The organism is Mesorhizobium sp. M1334, from assembly GCF_040317995.1.
Classification (GTDB): domain Bacteria; phylum Pseudomonadota; class Alphaproteobacteria; order Rhizobiales; family Rhizobiaceae; genus Mesorhizobium.
Genome location: NZ_JAMYLM010000005.1, coordinates 145,111 through 162,803, shown reverse-complemented (window position 1 = coordinate 162,803; position 17,693 = coordinate 145,111). Strand labels below are relative to the sequence as shown.

Sequence of the window (17,693 nt, the reverse complement as noted above, 5' to 3'; positions counted from 1 at the left end):
CGTGGATGGAGAACGCTGATGCCTGCTGTGCAGGAGACGATCGATCGAGTTCGAAAGATCGATGTCGACCAGTATAAATACGGATTCCAGACCGAAATCGCGATGGACAAGGCCCCCAAGGGCCTGAGTGAAGACATTATCCGCTTCATTTCGGCCAAGAAGGACGAGCCGTCCTGGATGCTGGAATGGCGCCTGGAAGCCTATCGCCGCTGGCTGACGCTGGACGAGCCGAAATGGGCGCGCGTCCACTATCCCAAAATCGATTTCCAGGACATTTATTATTACGCGGCGCCCAAGAGCACGCCCGGCCCGACTTCGCTCAGCGAGGTCGATCCCGAACTGCTGAAGGTCTACGAGAAGCTCGGCATTCCGCTCAGGGAACAGGAAATTCTCGCCGGCGTGCAGAAGACCGATGCCTCGGAACTCGAGGAAGCCAGCGACAACGTCTACAAGTCCGGCCGCGTCGCCGTCGATGCGGTGTTCGATTCCGTCTCGGTCGTGACCACTTTCAAGAAGGAACTGGCGCAGGCCGGCGTCATCTTCTGCTCGATCTCGGAAGCGATCCGCGAGCATCCGGAGCTGGTGAAGAAATATCTCGGCTCGGTGGTGCCGACCACCGACAATTTTTACGCCACCCTGAATTCGGCCGTGTTCACCGACGGTTCGTTCGTCTTCGTGCCCAAGGGCGTGCGTTGCCCGATGGAATTGTCGACCTATTTCCGCATGAACGAGAAGAACACAGGCCAGTTCGAGCGCACGCTGATCATCGCCGAGGAGGGGGCTTACGTCTCCTATCTCGAAGGCTGCACGGCGCCGCAGCGCGACGAGAACCAGCTTCACGCCGCGGTGGTCGAACTGATCGCGCTCGACGATGCCGAGATCAAATATTCGACGGTGCAGAACTGGTATCCCGGCGACGCCGAGGGCAAGGGCGGCATCTATAATTTCGTCACCAAGCGCGGCGACTGCCGCGGCCATCGGTCGAAGATTTCGTGGACGCAGGTCGAGACCGGTTCGGCCATCACCTGGAAATATCCGAGCTGCATCCTGCGCGGCGACGATTCCAGCGGCGAGTTCTATTCGATCGCCGTCTCCAACGGCTACCAGCAGGTCGACAGCGGCACCAAGATGATCCATCTCGGCAAGAACACGTCGAGCCGCATCATCTCCAAGGGCATTGCCGCCGGCTTCTCGCAGAATACCTATCGCGGCCAGGTCTCGGCGCACCGCAAGGCGACCAACGCCCGCAACTTCACCAACTGTGACTCGCTCTTGATCGGCGACCAGTGCGGCGCGCACACCGTGCCCTACATGGAAGCCAAGAATTCGACCGCACAGTTCGAGCATGAGGCGACGACGTCGAAGATTTCCGAGGATCAGAAATTCTACGTCATGCAGCGTGGCATTCCGGAAGAAGAGGCGATCGCGCTGATCGTCAACGGTTTCGTCAAGGACGTCATCCAGCAGCTGCCGATGGAATTCGCCGTCGAGGCGCAGAAACTGATCGGCATCAGCCTCGAGGGGAGCGTTGGGTGATGAACTCTGGCTTTGCGTGGTCATCTGTGAGCTTGGCACCATCATCTCCGGATTTGGCGCCGTCATCCTCGGGCTTTGCGCCGACGTTACTGAGTTTCGCTCCGTCATCCTCGGGCTTGTCCCGAGGATCTACCGGCCTCTCAATACGGATCGCGCCACACCTCTGTTGGACAGCGGATCCTCGGGACAAGCCCGAGGATGACGGAGCGAAACTCAGTAACGTCGGCGCGAAGTTCAAAGATGACCGCACAAATTTTAAGGATGGCGGTGCCTTGCGTAGGTCGTCAGCAGGAAAATGACCGGCTTTGTTTACATGATGTCCGATAAGCCGCGTGGAGTTATCTACACTGGCGTAACCAGTGATTTGCATGCGCGAGTGTGGGAACACCGTAATGATGTGCACCGGGGTTTTACCTCGAAATACAAGGCAAAGAATCTGGTTTGGTTTGAGCGGCACCCGAACATCGTTCTCGCGATTCAGCGCGAAAAGTCTTTGAAGCGCTATCTCCGCGAATGGAAGACGAATCTGATTGAAGGTCTAAACCCGACTTGGCTGGATTTGTATGAGAGCATTGATGAGATTGAGAATGTCTATCAGCCTCATCCGAGCACGATGATGTGGAGTAACTACAATTAAAAGACCGGTGGATGTTTGAGTACTGCGGCCGGGCGCCGAAGCCTTGGGGCAGTTGTTAAATCGAGTTTAGCCGGGCAGACGGCTACGGATAGGACGAATGGAATGCTTGAAATCAGAAACCTCCATGCCCGTATCGTCGATGACGGCACCGAGATCATCCGCGGCCTGAATCTTTCGGTGAAGGCCGGTGAGGTCGCTGCCATCATGGGGCCGAACGGCTCGGGAAAATCGACGCTGTCCTATATCCTTGCCGGGCGCGAGGATTATGAGGTCACCGAGGGCGACATCCTCTACAACGGCCAGTCGATCCTCGACATGGATCCGGCCGAGCGCGCTACCGCCGGCATCTTTCTCGCCTTCCAGTACCCGATGGAGATACCGGGCGTGGCGACGATGGAATTCCTGAAAGCTGCGATGAACGAGCAGCGCAAGGGGCGCGGCGAGGAACCGCTGAAAATCCCGGAATTTCTGAAGCGCGTAAAGGAAGCTGCCGCCTCGCTCAACATGGACATGGCTATGCTGAAGCGGCCGCTCAATGTCGGCTTTTCCGGAGGCGAAAAGAAGCGCGCCGAGATCTTGCAGATGAAGCTGCTCGAGCCGAAGCTTTGCGTCCTCGACGAGACCGATTCCGGCCTCGATATCGACGCGCTGAAGATCGTCGCGGACGGCGTCAACACGCTGCGCTCGCCGGACCGCGCGATCGTCGTCATCACCCACTACCAGCGCCTGCTCCAATACATCGTGCCCGATACGGTGCACGTGCTCTACAGGGGACAGGTGATCAAGTCGGGCGACAAGTCGCTGGCGCTCGATCTCGAGGCCAATGGCTATGCCGGCGTGATCGGGCAAGCCGCGTGAGATGCCAGCAGGCCCGGAAGGCAAGCCAAACAAGGCGATACTGATGAATATGCACACGACACCCCAGCGGACACCGGCCGAAACGGCGCTGATCGACGCCTTTGGCGAGCGGCTGTCGCTGCTGCCCGGCGACGGCGCGGTGATGCTGAAGCGCGACGACGCCATCGAGGCGATCAAGAGCGGCCTGCCGACGCGCCGGGTCGAATCCTGGCACTATACGGACCTGCGCCGGCTGCTGATTTCGGTGCCGGACTTCGAGCCGGCAGCGGTCGCGAAAGCCATTGCGCCGATCGTCGAGGGCTCCAGCGTTTTGCCGGTGCTGAACGGCGTTTCGAGTATGAAACTGCCCGATATCGAAGGCGTTGCCGTGCAGCGCCTGTCGGAGAAGCTGACCGACGGCAGCGCAGCATCGGGGCTTGAGTCTTATGGCAGCGACGACGCCATCGGCGCGCTCAACACCGCCTTTGTCGCCGACGGCTATTTCGTCGACATCGCCGACGGTGCTCAACTGGATAAGCCGGTCGAATTGCAGAATTTGCAGGCCGGCGGACAGTCGCATGTGCGGCTGACCGTCCGCGTCGGCACCGGCGCCAAGGCTGTCGTCGTCGAGCGCCAGACGGGCGAGGGGGCGGCACTGGTCAGCTCGGTCAGCCAGCTTGTGGTTGGCGAGGGCGCCGAAGTGACATGGCTGGTCGTGCAGGAGCAGCCGGATACGGCGACGCATCTCGCCCAGTTCAAGGCGCATCTCGGCAAGAACGCGAAACTGACGCTGTTCGTCATGAATGCCGGCGGTAAGCTTGTCCGCCAGGAGGTCGTTGTGAAGACGACCGGCGAGGGCGCCGAATTCACGCTGCGCGGCATCAACCTTTTGGCCGGCGACACCCATACCGACGTCACCATGGTGCTCGACCATGCCGTGCCGCACACCGCCTCGACCGAAGTCATCCGCAACGTGGTGACCGGCAGAGCGCGCGGCGTTTTCCAGGGCCGCATCAATGTCCACCAATATGCGCAGAAGACCAACGCCAAGATGGCCTGCAACACGCTGCTTCTGTCGGATGACGGCGAGTTCTCGACCAAGCCGGAGCTTGAAATCTTCGCCGACGACGTCGTCTGCGGCCATGGCGCGACCGTCACCGAGATCGACCACGGCCATCTGTTCTATCTGATGGCGCGCGGCATCGACGAGAAGACCGCGCGCGGCCTGCTGGTCAAAGCCTTCGTCGCCGAAGTGATCGAGGAACTGGACGACGAGGCCATCGTCGAGGCGCTGGAAGCACGGCTCGACAACTGGTTCGTGGCGCACGGGTGAGTGGCTTAAGATTCCGGCGTCATCCTCGGGCTTGTCCCGAGGATCTGCCGCGTGGGACCAGGAACTGGCAAAATCCGAGGGCTAGTAGATCCTCGGAACAAGCCCAAGGATGACGGTCGAGACGATGGACCAGAAAGTCGAAAACATTCCTTACGACGTCGAGGCGATCCGCCGCGACTTCCCGATCCTGTCGCGGCAAGTCTACGGCAAACCGCTGGTCTATCTCGACAATGGCGCCTCGGCGCAGAAGCCGCAGGCCGTGCTCGACGCTATCCAGCACGCCTATTCCCAGGAATATGCCAACGTCCACCGCGGCCTGCATTTCCTGTCCAATGCCGCGACCGACGCCTATGAGAAGGCGCGCGAGACGGTGCGCCGTTTCCTCAACGCACCGAGCACCGACAACATCGTCTTCACCTCGAACACCACGGCGGCGATCAACACGGTCGCCTACGGTTTCGGCATGCCCAATATCGGCGAAGGCGACGAGATCGTGCTCTCGATCATGGAGCACCATTCCAACATCGTGCCGTGGCATTTCATCCGCGAACGGCAGGGCGCGAAACTGGTCTGGGTGCCGGTCGACGATCTCGGTGTCTTCCACATCGAGGAATTCGAGAAGCGGCTGACCGACCGCACAAAACTGGTTGCCATCACCCATATGTCGAACGCGCTGGGCACGGTGACGCCGATCAAGGAGATCGTGCGCATTGCCCATGCCCGCGGCATTCCGGTGCTGGTCGACGGCAGCCAGAGCGCCGTGCACATGCCGATCGACGTGCAGGACCTCGACTGTGATTTCTTCGTCCTCACCGGCCACAAGCTTTATGGCCCGTCGGGCATCGGCGTGCTCTACGGCAAGAAGGATATTCTGGAGCGCATGCGCCCGTTCATGGGCGGCGGCGAGATGATCGAGGAGGTGACGCAAGACATCGTCACCTACAACGACCCGCCGCACCGTTTCGAGGCCGGTACGCCGCCGATCGTGCAGGCGATCGGGCTTGGTGCTGCGCTGGAGTACATGGAAAAGATCGGCCGTGAGCGCATCGCAGCGCACGAGGCCGATTTGAAGGACTATGCGCATCAGCGACTGCGCGCCATCAACTCGCTGCGCATCTTCGGCGATGCGCCTGGCAAGGGCGCCATCATCTCGTTCGAGCTGCAGGGCATCCACGCTCATGACGTGTCGATGGTTATCGATCGGCAGGGCGTGGCGGTCCGCGCCGGCACGCATTGCGCCCAGCCGCTGTTGAAACGCTTCGGCGTAACATCCACATGCAGGGCATCGTTCGGCATGTATAATACCAGGGCCGAAGTCGACGCTTTGGCCGATGCGCTGGAGAAGGCGCGAAAGTTCTTCGGGTGACGATTATGGATGATGCCAGCCACACCGCCGAGAGCACAGTTCCGGATTCCACCACCAACGCGGCGGTTTCCGGGTCAACGATTCCTGCCGACGAACTGGCGCGGCTGACCGACGATATCGTCTCGGCGCTGAAGACGGTCTACGACCCGGAAATCCCGGCCGACATCTATGAGCTCGGCCTCGTCTACAAGATCGACATCGAGGACGACCGCTCGGTCAAGATCGACATGACGTTGACTGCACCCGGCTGCCCGGTGGCCGGCGAAATGCCGGGTTGGGTGGAAAATGCCGTCGGCGCCGTCGAAGGCGTTTCCGGTGTCGAGGTCAACATGACCTTCGACCCGCCCTGGTCGCCTGACCGCATGTCGGAAGAGGCACAGGTGGCGGTTGGCTGGTACTAGCATCCGACCAGACAGAGACTGGCGCACTTGCGCCGGGTACAAAACTTCACCATTTTAGGTGAGGAATCATTCGGCAGGCCTTGAACCTGCAAGAATGGAGAAGGAAAACATGGGACGCTTTGCCGTCATCACGATGACCGAAAAGGCCGCCGACCGGGTGCGCGAGATCGTCGCCACGCGTGAAAACGCGCATGGCATTCGCCTTGGCATCAAGAAGGGCGGCTGTGCCGGCATGGAATATACGGTCGACCTGGTGACCGAACCCAACACCAAGGACGATCACATCGAGCGCGACGGCGCCCATGTCTATGTCGCGCCCGAAGCAGCACTTTTCCTTTTCGGCACCGAGATGGATTTCGAGCAGACGACGCTGCGCACCGGCTTCACCTTCCGCAACCCAAACCAGAGTTCGGCCTGTGGCTGCGGCGAATCGGTCGAACTGAAGCCGGCCGATTTGAAGGCCTTGGCTGAAGCGCGCGCTTCGGCCTGATTTTTCCTTCTCCCCCGTTCACGGGGAGAAAGGACCTAATCCACCCACATTCCTGTTCGTTTGTGCCAGTCGGCAATCGATTCTTCCGGGTAGACGTCGAAGACCTTGTCCCCTTTGCCGATCTCCGGCTCGACCCAGTTCGCCTTGTATTTCAGCATGAGATGCACCTTCTCCGGCGGCTTTGGCAGGTCTGTGTCGATCGCCGAGGCGAAGGGGTGCACCAGCTCCGGCCAGGTCGGGTCGTAGAGCCAGAGCGCCGTCCCGCATTTCGTGCAGAAGTTCCGCTCGCCCGTCGAGGTTTCGCGGTGCGGGTGCTCGTCGTCCTCGATCTCGGCGCGGTAGACGCCGAGATGGCGCTTGCCCCGGATTTTCAACGTCTTGTAATCGGCGCCGAGATTGATGGCGAAACCGCCACCGCCCTGCTGCTTGCGGCAGATCGAGCAGTAGCACAGCATGAACGGCACCGGCGTGTGGCTTTCCACCTCGAAACGCACGGCATTGCACCGGCAGGACCCTTTGAGCAGAAGCGGCATGAGAAACTCCGACGAAACTGGTTCCGAACTTGTCAGGATGGTGCCGGTTGCGGCGATGACAAGGGGAAATCCGGATGACATGATCGCCGCATGGACAATGAGCGCATCGAAGAGCTTTTCGAAGGCCTTGGCCCGGTTAGCATCCGCAAGATGTTCGGCGGCAAGGGCATCTATTTCGACGGCGTGATCGTCGCCGTCGTCATCCGTGACGAATTGATGCTGAAGGCCGACGCGGAAAGCGCGCCTGAATTCGAAGCGGCCGGCTGCCGGCAATGGACCTATACCGGCTCACGGCACGGCAAGCTGGTGTCTATGCCGTATTGGAGCGTTCCCGACAGTGCCTTCGATGATCCGGATGAGATGGCGATCTGGGCACGCCGCGCCTACGAGGCAGGACGGCGCGCCGGAAAATAGGCTGCGTTATGCTTCGGCAATTCCGCGCCGCACTTCATGCCAGGTCCCGCGCCTCGGGCACGAGCGCCAGCGCCTCGACAAAGCTGGCACTGGTGAAGGCGGCGCTCTCGATGGCGAGCGCCGCGGCGGCGACGCCTTCACGCAACGCTTCGCGCAGCTTCAGGCCACGCAGCAGGGCAGCGATCGTGGCGCCGGCCAATGCGTCGCCCGCGCCTGTGGCATCGGTCAGCTTTTGCAGCGGCGGCGGCAGGATCGAAAATGCGCCGGTTTGGTCGAAACCGAGTACCGGACCGTCGCCGGCGGTGATCACGCCACCTTTCAGGCCGGCGCGCCTCAGCCCGTCGACGACGCCTTGATCGTCAGCATCGATGTCAATGCCGGCGATCACGCCGGCCTCGTGCCGGTTCATGAAGGCCAACGCTAGAAGTCCGAGCACCGGCGCCAGCCGCGCCGCTCTGTTGGGCGAGACGGCAAGCGCAAACACCGCCTTGCCGGCGGCGAGTGCCGCCAGCCGCTCCAGCGCGGTCGACGGCAGGTTGGCGTCGCACAGGATCGCATCGGCCGAACCGATAGCTTCGCGCACCTTGGCGCGGCGGATTTGCTTGGGAAGCGCCAGCTCGTAGAGCACCATGTCGGCAAGGCCGGCGATCAGCCCGCCATCGCTATCGATCAGCATCGTTTGGCTTGGCGTTGCCCGGTCGAGGAACACCGCCGACAGGTCGGCAATGCCGGCCTCGGTGAGGGCGCGTAAAACCGTGTCGCCAAGGGCATCGCCGCCGCGCACCGAAAGCAGCGAGGCCGAGGCGCCGCGTCGCACCGCAAAGCGCAAGGCGTTGAAGACGGCGCCGCCAACATGCTCGCGCATCGTGCCGGGGTTCAAGGCGGCTGGCACGAAGGCGCCGGCAACCCGGCCGCGCCGCTCGATATAGGCGCCGCCCACGGCCAGGATCGTCGGGGAGTTCATCATGCCGGCAAAATGCCCTTTGCTGTTGCCCGGGAGGAGACTAGGTCGCTGGGCGGAACCCTGCAATCGCGGGTGCGATTCGGTTGGTGACGGCAGCGGCGCCGCTTTGCGAGGCGGGATACATCCGGAAGCAAAATTACGAAACAAAAATAGAACAAATATGGATATCCGTTATTTTTCAAATCCTTGCCGCTCATTGACAAATGAGAACAAACAAGGTACATTCTTTTAAGGATTGCGGGATTGTCCGGCCTCCATTGACGACCACGGGGTGATGTATCATGGCTCAGAATTCTTTGCGGCTTGTAGAGGACAAAGCGGTGGACAAATCAAAGGCTCTGGATGCGGCGCTGTCGCAAATCGAGCGTGCCTTCGGCAAGGGCTCGATCATGCGGCTCGGCGCAAACGAGCAGGTCGTCGAGATCGAAACGGTGCCGACCGGCTCGCTTGGGTTGGACATCGCGCTTGGCGTCGGTGGCCTGCCGCGCGGCCGCATCGTCGAGATTTACGGGCCGGAAAGCTCGGGCAAGACGACGCTGGCGCTGCACACGGTGGCCGAAGCCCAGAAGAAGGGCGGCATCTGCGCCTTCGTGGATGCCGAGCACGCGCTCGACCCGGTCTATGCCCGCAAGCTCGGCGTCGATCTCGAAAACCTATTGATCTCGCAGCCCGATACCGGCGAGCAGGCGCTGGAGATCTGCGACACGCTGGTGCGCTCCGGCGCCATCGACGTGCTGGTGGTCGATTCGGTGGCGGCGCTGACGCCGCGGGCGGAAATCGAAGGCGAGATGGGCGATTCGCTGCCCGGCCTGCAGGCGCGCCTGATGAGCCAGGCACTGCGCAAGCTCACCGCCTCGATCTCGCGCTCCAATACCATGGTCATCTTCATCAACCAGATCCGCATGAAGATCGGCGTCATGTTCGGGTCGCCCGAGACGACGACCGGCGGCAATGCGCTGAAATTCTATGCTTCGGTCCGCCTCGACATCCGCCGCATCGGCTCGGTCAAGGATCGCGACGAGGTTGTCGGCAACCAGACCCGCGTCAAGGTGGTCAAGAACAAGCTGGCGCCGCCCTTCAAGGTGGTCGAGTTCGACATCATGTATGGCGAGGGCGTCTCCAAGACCGGCGAGCTGGTCGATCTCGGCGTCAAGGCCGGCGTGGTCGAAAAGTCGGGCGCCTGGTTCTCCTACAATTCGCAGCGTCTTGGCCAGGGCCGCGAAAACGCAAAACTGTTCCTGCGCGATAATCCCGACACGGCGCGCGAGATCGAGCTGGCGCTGCGACAGAATGCCGGGCTGATCGCCGAGAAATTCCTTGAAAACGGCGGCTCCGAAAGCAGCGACGACGGTTTCGAGGACGACGCTGGGGTGATGTAGGGCAGGCGACGCCTCGCGGAGCCTCAGCCGGGTTTCGATTTGATGTTTTGATTTTGAGTTTGCGTAATCGATGCGTTTCGAACCGCCGGCCCCGTGCCGGCGGTTTGCGTTTGACGGCGGGGCAGAAGCCATTTCAAAGCGCTGGTAAAGCAGGAATTTGAGCCCGTTTGGTGTTTCTGGACAGGCTGCGGTGCGACCGCTAAAAGGCCATGTCTATTTTCCGCCGGCAGCCGGCGGTTCTCTCGAAAAGGCAGTATTCATGAGTGGCGTCAACGAGATCCGGTCGGCATTTCTCGACTATTTTCGCAAGGAAGGTCACGAGGTCGTCGCGTCAAGCCCGCTGGTGCCGCGCAACGACCCGACGCTGATGTTCACCAATGCCGGCATGGTGCAGTTCAAGAACGTTTTCACCGGTCTGGAGAAGCGGCCCTATTCGCGCGCCACGACTGCCCAGAAGAGTGTTCGCGCCGGCGGCAAGCACAACGACCTCGACAATGTCGGCTACACTGCGCGCCACCTGACCTTCTTCGAGATGCTCGGCAATTTCTCCTTCGGCGACTATTTCAAGGAGCGCGCCATAGAGCTTGCCTGGAACCTGATCACCAGGGAGTTCGGGCTGAAGAAGGAGAAGCTGCTGGTCACCGTCTACCACACCGACGACGAGGCGGCCTCGTACTGGAAGAAGATCGCCGGCCTTTCGGACGATCGCATCATCCGCATCGCGACTTCGGACAACTTCTGGGCAATGGGTGACACCGGGCCTTGCGGGCCGTGTTCGGAGATATTCATCGACCGTGGCGAGCATATCTGGGGCGGCCCCCCCGGCAGCCCCGAGGAGGATGGCGACCGGTTCCTCGAATTCTGGAACCTGGTGTTCATGCAGTATGAACAGGTGACGAAGGAACAGCGCGTCGACCTGCCGCGTCCGTCGATCGACACGGGCATGGGCCTCGAGCGCATGGCCTCCATCCTGCAAGGGGTTGAAAGCGTCTTCGAAACCGACCTGTTCCGCCACCTGATCGACGCTGCATCGTCGGCGCTCGGCAAAGGTCCGGATGCGGACACCGTCGCATCGTTCCGGGTCATCGCCGACCATTTGCGTTCGTCCTGCTTCCTGGTCGCCGACGGCGTGCTGCCGTCCAACGAAGGACGCGGCTACGTGCTTCGTCGCATCATGCGCCGCGCCATGCGCCACGCGCAGTTGCTCGGCGCCCGCGATCCGCTGATGTGGCGCCTGGTGCCGGCGCTGGTCCGCGAGATGGGCCAAGCCTACCCGGAACTGGTGCGCGGCGAACAGATGATCACCGAGACGCTGAAGCTTGAGGAAACTCGTTTCCGCAAGACGCTGGTGCGCGGCTTGGGCTTGCTTTCGGAGGCGACGGAGAAGCTGGCCTCCGGCGACATGCTGGATGGCGAGACAGCGTTCAAGCTCTACGACACCTATGGCTTTCCGCTCGATCTGACGCAGGACGCGCTGCGCCGGCGCAACATCTCGGTCAACCTTGCCGGCTTCACCGAGGCAATGGAGCGGCAGAAGGCGGAGGCACGCAAAAGCTGGGCTGGTTCCGGTGAGGCCGCAACCGAGACGGTATGGTTCGCGGTGCGTGAGGAGACCGGCGCCACCGAATTCCTGGGTTATGAGACCGAGCAGGCCGAAGGCCTTATCCAGGCGCTGGTCAAGGACGGCAAGACCGTCGACAGTGCCGGCAAAGGCGACGCCGTTGCCGTGGTTGTCAACCAGACGCCGTTCTATGGCGAGTCCGGTGGCCAGATGGGCGATACCGGCGTCATTTCGGGCGACGGGTTCTCGATCGAGATATCCGATACCCAGAAGAAGGCCGATGGGCTTTTCGTCCATCTCGGCAAGGTGGCCAATGGCACTGTCAAGACGGGCGCGACCGTCGAGCTGAAGGTGGACCACGCGCGGCGCTCCAGGCTGCGCGCGAACCATTCCGCCACACATCTGATCCATGAGGCGCTGCGCGAGGTGCTGGGTACCCATGTGGCGCAGAAGGGCTCGCTGGTCGCGCCCGAGCGTCTGCGCTTCGACATTTCGCACAACAAGCCGATCTCGCCGGACGAGCTCGAAGAGGTCGAGCGCATGGCAAACGAGATCGTCGTTCAGAACGGCCCGGTGATCACGCGACTGATGTCTGTCGACGACGCCATCGCCGAGGGCGCCATGGCGCTGTTTGGCGAGAAGTATGGCGATGAAGTGCGCGTCGTTTCGATGGGCACGGGCTTGCATGGCGCCAAGGCCAACCGGCCTTATTCGGTCGAGCTATGCGGCGGCACGCATGTCAGGGCGACCGGCGATATCGGCCTGGTGCGCATCGTGTCCGACAGCGCGGTCGCTGCCGGCGTGCGCCGCATCGAGGCGTTGACCGGCGAGGCCGCCAGAAAGCATCTCGACGAACAGGACAAGCGGTTGAAGGCGGCCGCCGCCGCGCTGAGGATTTCGGCGGCCGATGTGCCGGCCCGCGTCGAGGCGCTGCTCGACGAGCGCAAGAAGCTCGAAAAGGAGCTGACAGAGACGCGCAAGAAGCTGGCGCTGGGCGATCGCTCGCCAGCTGGTGTGCCTGCGGAAAACGAAACCATTGCCGGTGTCGGTTTTCTCGGCAAGGCGGTATCGGGCGTCTCGCCAAAGGATCTGAAACCACTGGCCGATGCCGGCAAGAAGTCCCTCGGCTCCGGCGTGGTCGTCTTTGTCGGCGCCGGCGAGGACAACAAGGCGAGCGTCGTCGTCGCCGTCACCGATGATTTGACCGGCCGCTTCAGCGCCATCGATCTGGTGCGCGTCGCGTCCGCGGCATTGGGCGGGCAGGGCGGCGGGGGGCGACCCGATATGGCCCAGGCCGGCGGCCCGGACGCGTCGAAGGCCGAAGACGCGATCGCTGCGGTGAAGGCGGCGCTGGAAGCTGCGTGAATCTGCACCAGTAAGGACAGGCCGAAGTGGCAGCGGGGATGATGTGGCAACGTTGACTATGTATCAAGTCGACGCTTTTGCCGAACGGGCTTTCCAGGGCAACCCTGCTGCCGTTCTCATTTTGGAGGACTGGCTATCGGACGACGTGATGCAGGCCATCGCAAACGAGAACAATCTTGCTGAAACCGCGTTTGCGCGGCCGAGTGGCGAGGGTTGGGATTTGCGCTGGTTCACGCCGATTCATGAAGTCGACTTCTGTGGCCATGCTACACTTGCGGCCGCCCATGTGCTGACTACGGAATACAATGGTCAGGGCGAAATGGCCTTCGCCACCTGGGTGGGCGCGCTGCGGGTTTCCCGGCGGGAAGGCGCCTATCAGCTCGATCTGCCGTGTTTTCCGCCGCAGCCCGTCGAGGACGAGCTGAACTCGGCGCTGCAAGCGATATTGCCTCAGCGGCCGGCTGCGAGCTTCCGCAATTTCGAGAACCTGTTTGTCGAGCTTGCCGACGAGACAACCGTGCGATCTTTCGTTCCCGATCTGCTCAGGATCGGACGTTTTCATCCTCTCGGCCTGGTCATTACCGCGCCTGGGCAAGCCCATGATTTCGTCTCGCGTTATTTCGTACCCGGAGCTGGCATTCCCGAGGACCCGGTGACTGGCTCCATTCATGCGACATTGGTGCCGTACTGGGCTGAAAAGCTCGGCAAGACGCATGTGTCGGCATTCCAATGCTCGCAGCGCGGCGGGCATTTGCTATGCGAACTGGCCGGAGATCGCGTGCTGATCACAGGCCGTGCGAAGACCTTCATGAAGGCGGAGATTTACCTTCCCGATTGAGCGGTATTTCGCAGTGGGTCGCCTTCGGCGAAGCTGCCGATCTCCCCCCTTGCGGGGGAGATGCCCGGCAGGGCAGAGGGGGTGCTGTCCCTCCGACTGCCAGCCCAATCGGAGCCACGTTCTCAGGCCGTTCCCAATTGGAAAGGATCAGTCGAAGGTTAGAGATCCTTCACACCCCCTCTGTCCTGCCGGACATCTCCCCCGCAAGGGGGGAGATTGGATGTCACTTCGGCTTTCGCTAATCACCAGAAGGCCTATTGCCGAATGCTTGTCTCCTCACTCTGCCTTTTCGGTCTTCGCAAAACCCGCACGCGCCGCGATGCGCACATACCAATCCTGGATATCGGCAAACTCCGCCAGCAGTTTTCGCCCCTCGGCGACCTTGACGAAATAGCTGATGATTGGCGCAGCGTGCAGATCGGCCAGCGTCAGGTCCGTCCCCAACAGCCAAGGCCCTTCGGCTTTCAGCGACGACAGCGCCTGCAATGCCGTTCTCGCCTGCCGCAACCCGTTGGCGATCACGGCTTCGTCGGGTGGCGTTTTCTCCAGCCGCTCGACCGCGACATCCCAGACCATGGCCCTGTAGGCGTAGGCGTCGAGCATGCCGGTGATCTGGTTCATGCGTGCTCGAGGCCGGGCTTCGACCGGCTGCAGCGCCGGGCCGTCAAAGGCTTCGTCGACATAACGGGCAATCGCGCCGGTCTCGTAGAGGCGAAAGCCGTCATGTTCGAAGGCCGGGATGCGGCCGAACGGCTGGTGCTCGAAGTACCAGCCGGGAATGCCGTCCGCGGCAAAGACGTCGACGGGCACCAGCTCGTAGCCGACGCCCTTTTCCTCGAGCACCAGCCGCACGATGCGCACATAGACGCTGTAGTCCGCGCCGTAGACGACGGGCTTGCCCATGTCGCGGGCTCAGGCCATCGCCTTCTGCAAATTCTCGTCGATCTTGTCGAGGAAGCCGGTGGTCGAAAGCCATGGCTGGTCGGGGCCGATCAGCAGCGACAGATCCTTTGTCATGAAGCCGGACTCGACCGTCTGGATGCAGACCTTTTCCAGGGTCTCGGCAAAGCGCTTCAGTTCGGCATTGTCGTCGAGCTTGGCGCGATGCGCGAGGCCGCGCGTCCAGGCGAAGATCGAGGCGATCGAATTGGTCGAGGTCTCCTCGCCCTTCTGGTGCTGGCGATAGTGGCGGGTAACGGTGCCGTGCGCGGCTTCCGCCTCGACGGTCTTGCCGTCCGGCGTCATCAGCACCGAGGTCATCAGGCCGAGCGAGCCGAAGCCTTGCGCCACCGTGTCGGACTGAACGTCGCCGTCATAGTTCTTGCAGGCCCAGACATAGCCGCCGGACCATTTCAGGCTGGAGGCCACCATGTCGTCGATCAGCCGGTGCTCGTACCAGAGCTTCTTCGCTTTGAATTCTGCTTCGAACTCCGCCTCGTAGACCTCCTGGAAGATGTCCTTGAAGCGGCCGTCATAGGCCTTAAGGATTGTGTTCTTGGTCGAGAGGTAGACGGGGTAATTACGCAGCAGGCCATAGTTCAGCGAGGCGCGGGCGAATTCGCGGATAGATTCGTCGAGATTGTACATGGCCATGGCGACGCCGGCGCTGGGTGCGTCGAACACATCGTGCTCGATCACCTGGCCGTCCTCGCCGACGAATTTGATCGTCAGCTTGCCCTTGCCGGGAAAGCGGAAGTCGGTGGCGCGGTACTGGTCGCCGAAGGCGTGGCGGCCGACGATGATCGGCTTGGTCCAGCCGGGCACCAGCCGCGGCACGTTCTTCATGATGATCGGCTCGCGGAAGATAGTGCCGCCGAGGATGTTGCGGATGGTGCCGTTCGGCGACTTCCACATCTTCTTCAGCTTGAATTCCTCGACGCGCTGCTCGTCTGGCGTGATCGTCGCGCATTTCACGCCGACGCCGTATTTCTTGATGGCGTTGGCCGAATCGATGGTCACCTGGTCGTTGGTGGCGTCGCGGTGCTCGATACCGAGGTCGTAATATTCGAGCTTGAGGTCGAGATAAGGGTGGATCAGCTTGTCCTTGATGAACTGCCAGATGATGCGGGTCATCTCGTCGCCGTCGAGTTCGACGACCGGGTTCGCCACCTTGATCTTCGCCATGAAAGAATGCCTCGCTTTTGGGGAACGGAACGGCCTTGCCCGCACGGCTGCCGGCCCTGGGATGCGGCCCGTATATCAAAGGCTTTTTGGCCGCGCAAACGGCGAACCGCGCCGTAGTGTCGGCATTCCTTGCCAAAGCTTCATTTTCGCCGCCAAATGTGGCAGGGGACTGCGAAATGCCGCAAACAGCAGTTCACTGACAACCATGGCCGCTACCCAGGATCCCGACACCCCTCTTGCCTCCGGAACGCCTGCGTCCGGACCGGCGATCATCCTGGTCGAGCCGCAGCTCGGCGAGAATATCGGCATGGTTGCGCGCGCCATGGCCAATTTCGGGCTTGCCGAGCTGCGGCTCGTCAATCCGCGCGACGGCTGGCCGAGCGACAAGGCGCGTGCCGCCGCAAGCCGCGCCGACCACGTCATCGATGCCGTCACGGTGTTCGACGACCTGGCCTCGGCGGTCGGCGATTTGAACTTCGTCTTCGCCACCACGGCGCGCGCGCGCGACAATTTCAAGCCGGTGCGCGGTCCGGTCGAGGCGGGCAGGGCGCTGCGGGCGCGGCAGCGGGCCGGCCAGCGCACCGGTATCCTGTTCGGCCGCGAGCGCTTCGGCCTCTATAATGACGAGGTCGGCCTTGCCGACGAGATCGTCACCTTCCCCGTCGATCCAGCCTTCTCCTCGCTCAACATCGCCCAGGCGGCCCTGCTGATGTCCTATGAATGGATGAAGTCCGGCCTGGAACACGAGACCATGACCAACTTTTCCGGCCCTGAAATGCCGCCGGCTGCCAAGGAAGAATTGCACGGCCTGTTTGCGTATCTGGAAGGTGCACTGGAGGCGCGCGGCTATTTCCGCCCGGCAGCGAAGAAGCCGAAGATGGTCGACAATTTGCGCGCGGTGCTGACCCGCCCCGGCTTTGCCGAGCCGGAGCTCAAGGTGCTGCGCGGTATAATATCATCGCTGGACAGGTTCTCGCCGGCCATGCCGCGCGGCGACGGATCGCCCGGCGACGATCCAAGGCGGCTCCCGGCGGCCGCGGCACGCGCTGCGAGGGCGAAAGACAAAGACTAGGCGCGCAAATGCAGCTGTCTTACCAGTAACCGAATTTTATTTGGTTTGATCCATGGTTTTCAAAACGATGGATCTCGGATGTTTAGCTCAAATATCGGTCGTCTTCGCTTTTTCTTCTATTCCGTGGCTCTGCTGGTTGCGGAAATCGGGACCTTTGTGCTGTGTGTCGTGCTGACCATCGGCATCGAGGGCTTGGCCAATTCGAAACCAGGTCCTTCCAGGGAAGGTCTGGCCGCGGCCGTTCTCGTCGCTTCGCTGGTGATCGTTCTGTTCCGCGCGAATTTCGCCTGGCGTCGAAGCCGCGACGCGCAAGGGTCGGGTTGGATCCTTTGGTCGTATATCGTGTTCTCGACCCTGTTTGCGATTCTGCAGGCCGGCACTGTTCTTGTCGTAAAATTCGACGGCGAAGATTCGCATTCCGGCCTTAACCTGCTGGGATTAGCTCTTGTCGGGCTGTGGGCCGTTATCTTGGCGGCCAAGCCGGCGGGCGGTGGCTCTTCGGATATGGCATCATCCCTGAGTTTCGACGATTTCGACCCGCCCGGGCCGCTGCGCCGCACCGCGGCGCCCCGTTCAGCGTCAGCCGCGGGCGTGACGGCCCTGGCTCCAGCCTACGCCATGCGCGCCGCGCCGGTGCCGTCGAACCATGCTGCATCTCAACCTGCATCTCCGGCAACCGGCCGGCCGCGGGCCGGCGGCTTCGGCAAGCGGGGCCTTGTGTGACCCGTCTCGCCGCATCAAGGCCATGATGGTTCCACATAGAAGCGGCCGGGACAAAGCATCATTGGCCGAAGCAAAATGCATAGGCCGGCCTTCTCTCGTGATCTCGTTTTGTAATTCCCC

At 61.9% G+C, this 17,693-nt stretch carries 17 protein-coding genes; 13 read left to right on the top strand and 4 right to left on the bottom strand.

Annotated elements, in window-relative coordinates:
- Nucleotides 1–18: 18 nt before the first annotated feature.
- The 7 genes from sufB to sufA all read left to right on the top strand — a co-directional run bounded on the left by sufB (nucleotide 19) and on the right by sufA (nucleotide 6,600).
- Entirely contained in the window at nucleotides 19–1,536 is a 1,518-nt protein-coding gene (gene sufB, locus NKH17_RS12290) for a Fe-S cluster assembly protein SufB (protein WP_254817626.1), read from the top strand.
- Between the two features lie 295 nt (nucleotides 1,537–1,831).
- On the top strand, nucleotides 1,832–2,173 hold the full coding sequence (locus tag NKH17_RS12285; protein WP_352703036.1) for a GIY-YIG nuclease family protein: 342 nt from the start codon (nucleotides 1,832–1,834) through the stop codon (nucleotides 2,171–2,173).
- Between the two features lie 102 nt (nucleotides 2,174–2,275).
- Complete coding sequence (gene sufC / locus NKH17_RS12280) at nucleotides 2,276–3,031, top strand: Fe-S cluster assembly ATPase SufC (protein WP_352896656.1); 756 nt, start codon at nucleotides 2,276–2,278, stop codon at nucleotides 3,029–3,031.
- Nucleotides 3,032–3,074: 43 nt separating this feature from the next.
- Entirely contained in the window at nucleotides 3,075–4,343 is a 1,269-nt protein-coding gene (gene sufD / locus NKH17_RS12275; RefSeq protein ID WP_352896658.1) for a Fe-S cluster assembly protein SufD, read from the top strand.
- Between the two features lie 124 nt (nucleotides 4,344–4,467).
- A complete protein-coding gene (locus tag NKH17_RS12270; RefSeq protein WP_352477506.1) occupies nucleotides 4,468–5,709 on the top strand; it encodes a cysteine desulfurase in 1,242 nt (413 codons plus the stop codon).
- A 5-nt stretch (nucleotides 5,710–5,714) separates the two neighbouring features.
- Nucleotides 5,715–6,110, top strand: a complete 396-nt coding sequence (locus tag NKH17_RS12265; protein ID WP_352477345.1) for an SUF system Fe-S cluster assembly protein — start codon at nucleotides 5,715–5,717, stop codon at nucleotides 6,108–6,110.
- Between the two features lie 109 nt (nucleotides 6,111–6,219).
- Nucleotides 6,220–6,600, top strand: coding sequence for a Fe-S cluster assembly scaffold SufA (gene sufA, locus NKH17_RS12260; protein WP_006206001.1), 381 nt, complete (start codon nucleotides 6,220–6,222; stop codon nucleotides 6,598–6,600).
- A 35-nt stretch (nucleotides 6,601–6,635) separates the two neighbouring features.
- Here the strand turns inward: sufA and NKH17_RS12255 are convergent, their stop codons facing one another.
- Nucleotides 6,636–7,133: a GFA family protein gene (locus NKH17_RS12255; protein WP_352477346.1), complete on the bottom strand. Its 498-nt coding sequence runs from the start codon at nucleotides 7,131–7,133 to the stop codon at nucleotides 6,636–6,638.
- 90 nt (nucleotides 7,134–7,223) lie between these two features.
- Between NKH17_RS12255 and NKH17_RS12250 the strand changes: the two genes are divergently transcribed.
- Nucleotides 7,224–7,547 (top strand): TfoX/Sxy family protein, encoded by a 324-nt coding sequence (locus NKH17_RS12250; protein ID WP_254817632.1) that lies wholly within the window; start codon nucleotides 7,224–7,226, stop codon nucleotides 7,545–7,547.
- 34 nt (nucleotides 7,548–7,581) lie between these two features.
- On the opposite strand, the gene NKH17_RS12245 is transcribed toward NKH17_RS12250, so the two are convergent.
- The gene (locus NKH17_RS12245; RefSeq protein WP_352896660.1) at nucleotides 7,582–8,514 is read right to left on the bottom strand and encodes a carbohydrate kinase family protein; all 933 of its coding nucleotides are present in this window, start codon (nucleotides 8,512–8,514) and stop codon (nucleotides 7,582–7,584) included.
- A 278-nt stretch (nucleotides 8,515–8,792) separates the two neighbouring features.
- Here NKH17_RS12245 and recA point away from each other — a divergent pair, with 278 nt between their 5' ends.
- From recA to NKH17_RS12230, 3 genes are all read left to right on the top strand, one after another.
- On the top strand, nucleotides 8,793–9,890 hold the full coding sequence (gene recA, locus NKH17_RS12240) for a recombinase RecA (RefSeq protein WP_023674696.1): 1,098 nt from the start codon (nucleotides 8,793–8,795) through the stop codon (nucleotides 9,888–9,890).
- 259 nt (nucleotides 9,891–10,149) lie between these two features.
- A complete protein-coding gene (alaS, locus tag NKH17_RS12235; protein WP_352896662.1) occupies nucleotides 10,150–12,816 on the top strand; it encodes an alanine--tRNA ligase in 2,667 nt (888 codons plus the stop codon).
- Between the two features lie 58 nt (nucleotides 12,817–12,874).
- A complete protein-coding gene (locus NKH17_RS12230) occupies nucleotides 12,875–13,654 on the top strand; it encodes a PhzF family phenazine biosynthesis protein (RefSeq protein WP_352971114.1) in 780 nt (259 codons plus the stop codon).
- A gap of 276 nt (nucleotides 13,655–13,930) precedes the next feature.
- On the opposite strand, the gene NKH17_RS12225 is transcribed toward NKH17_RS12230, so the two are convergent.
- Nucleotides 13,931–14,557, bottom strand: a complete 627-nt coding sequence (locus tag NKH17_RS12225) for a glutathione S-transferase family protein (protein ID WP_352896666.1) — start codon at nucleotides 14,555–14,557, stop codon at nucleotides 13,931–13,933.
- A 9-nt stretch (nucleotides 14,558–14,566) separates the two neighbouring features.
- Nucleotides 14,567–15,778, bottom strand: a complete 1,212-nt coding sequence (locus tag NKH17_RS12220) for an NADP-dependent isocitrate dehydrogenase (RefSeq protein WP_352896668.1) — start codon at nucleotides 15,776–15,778, stop codon at nucleotides 14,567–14,569.
- A 205-nt stretch (nucleotides 15,779–15,983) separates the two neighbouring features.
- Here NKH17_RS12220 and NKH17_RS12215 point away from each other — a divergent pair, with 205 nt between their 5' ends.
- Complete coding sequence (locus tag NKH17_RS12215; protein ID WP_352477353.1) at nucleotides 15,984–16,850, top strand: RNA methyltransferase; 867 nt, start codon at nucleotides 15,984–15,986, stop codon at nucleotides 16,848–16,850.
- Nucleotides 16,851–16,895: 45 nt separating this feature from the next.
- Nucleotides 16,896–17,573 carry a hypothetical protein gene (locus NKH17_RS12210; RefSeq protein ID WP_352896672.1) on the top strand — a complete coding sequence of 226 codons (678 nt, stop codon included), beginning with the start codon at nucleotides 16,896–16,898 and terminating at the stop codon, nucleotides 17,571–17,573.
- Nucleotides 17,574–17,693 lie beyond the last annotated feature (120 nt).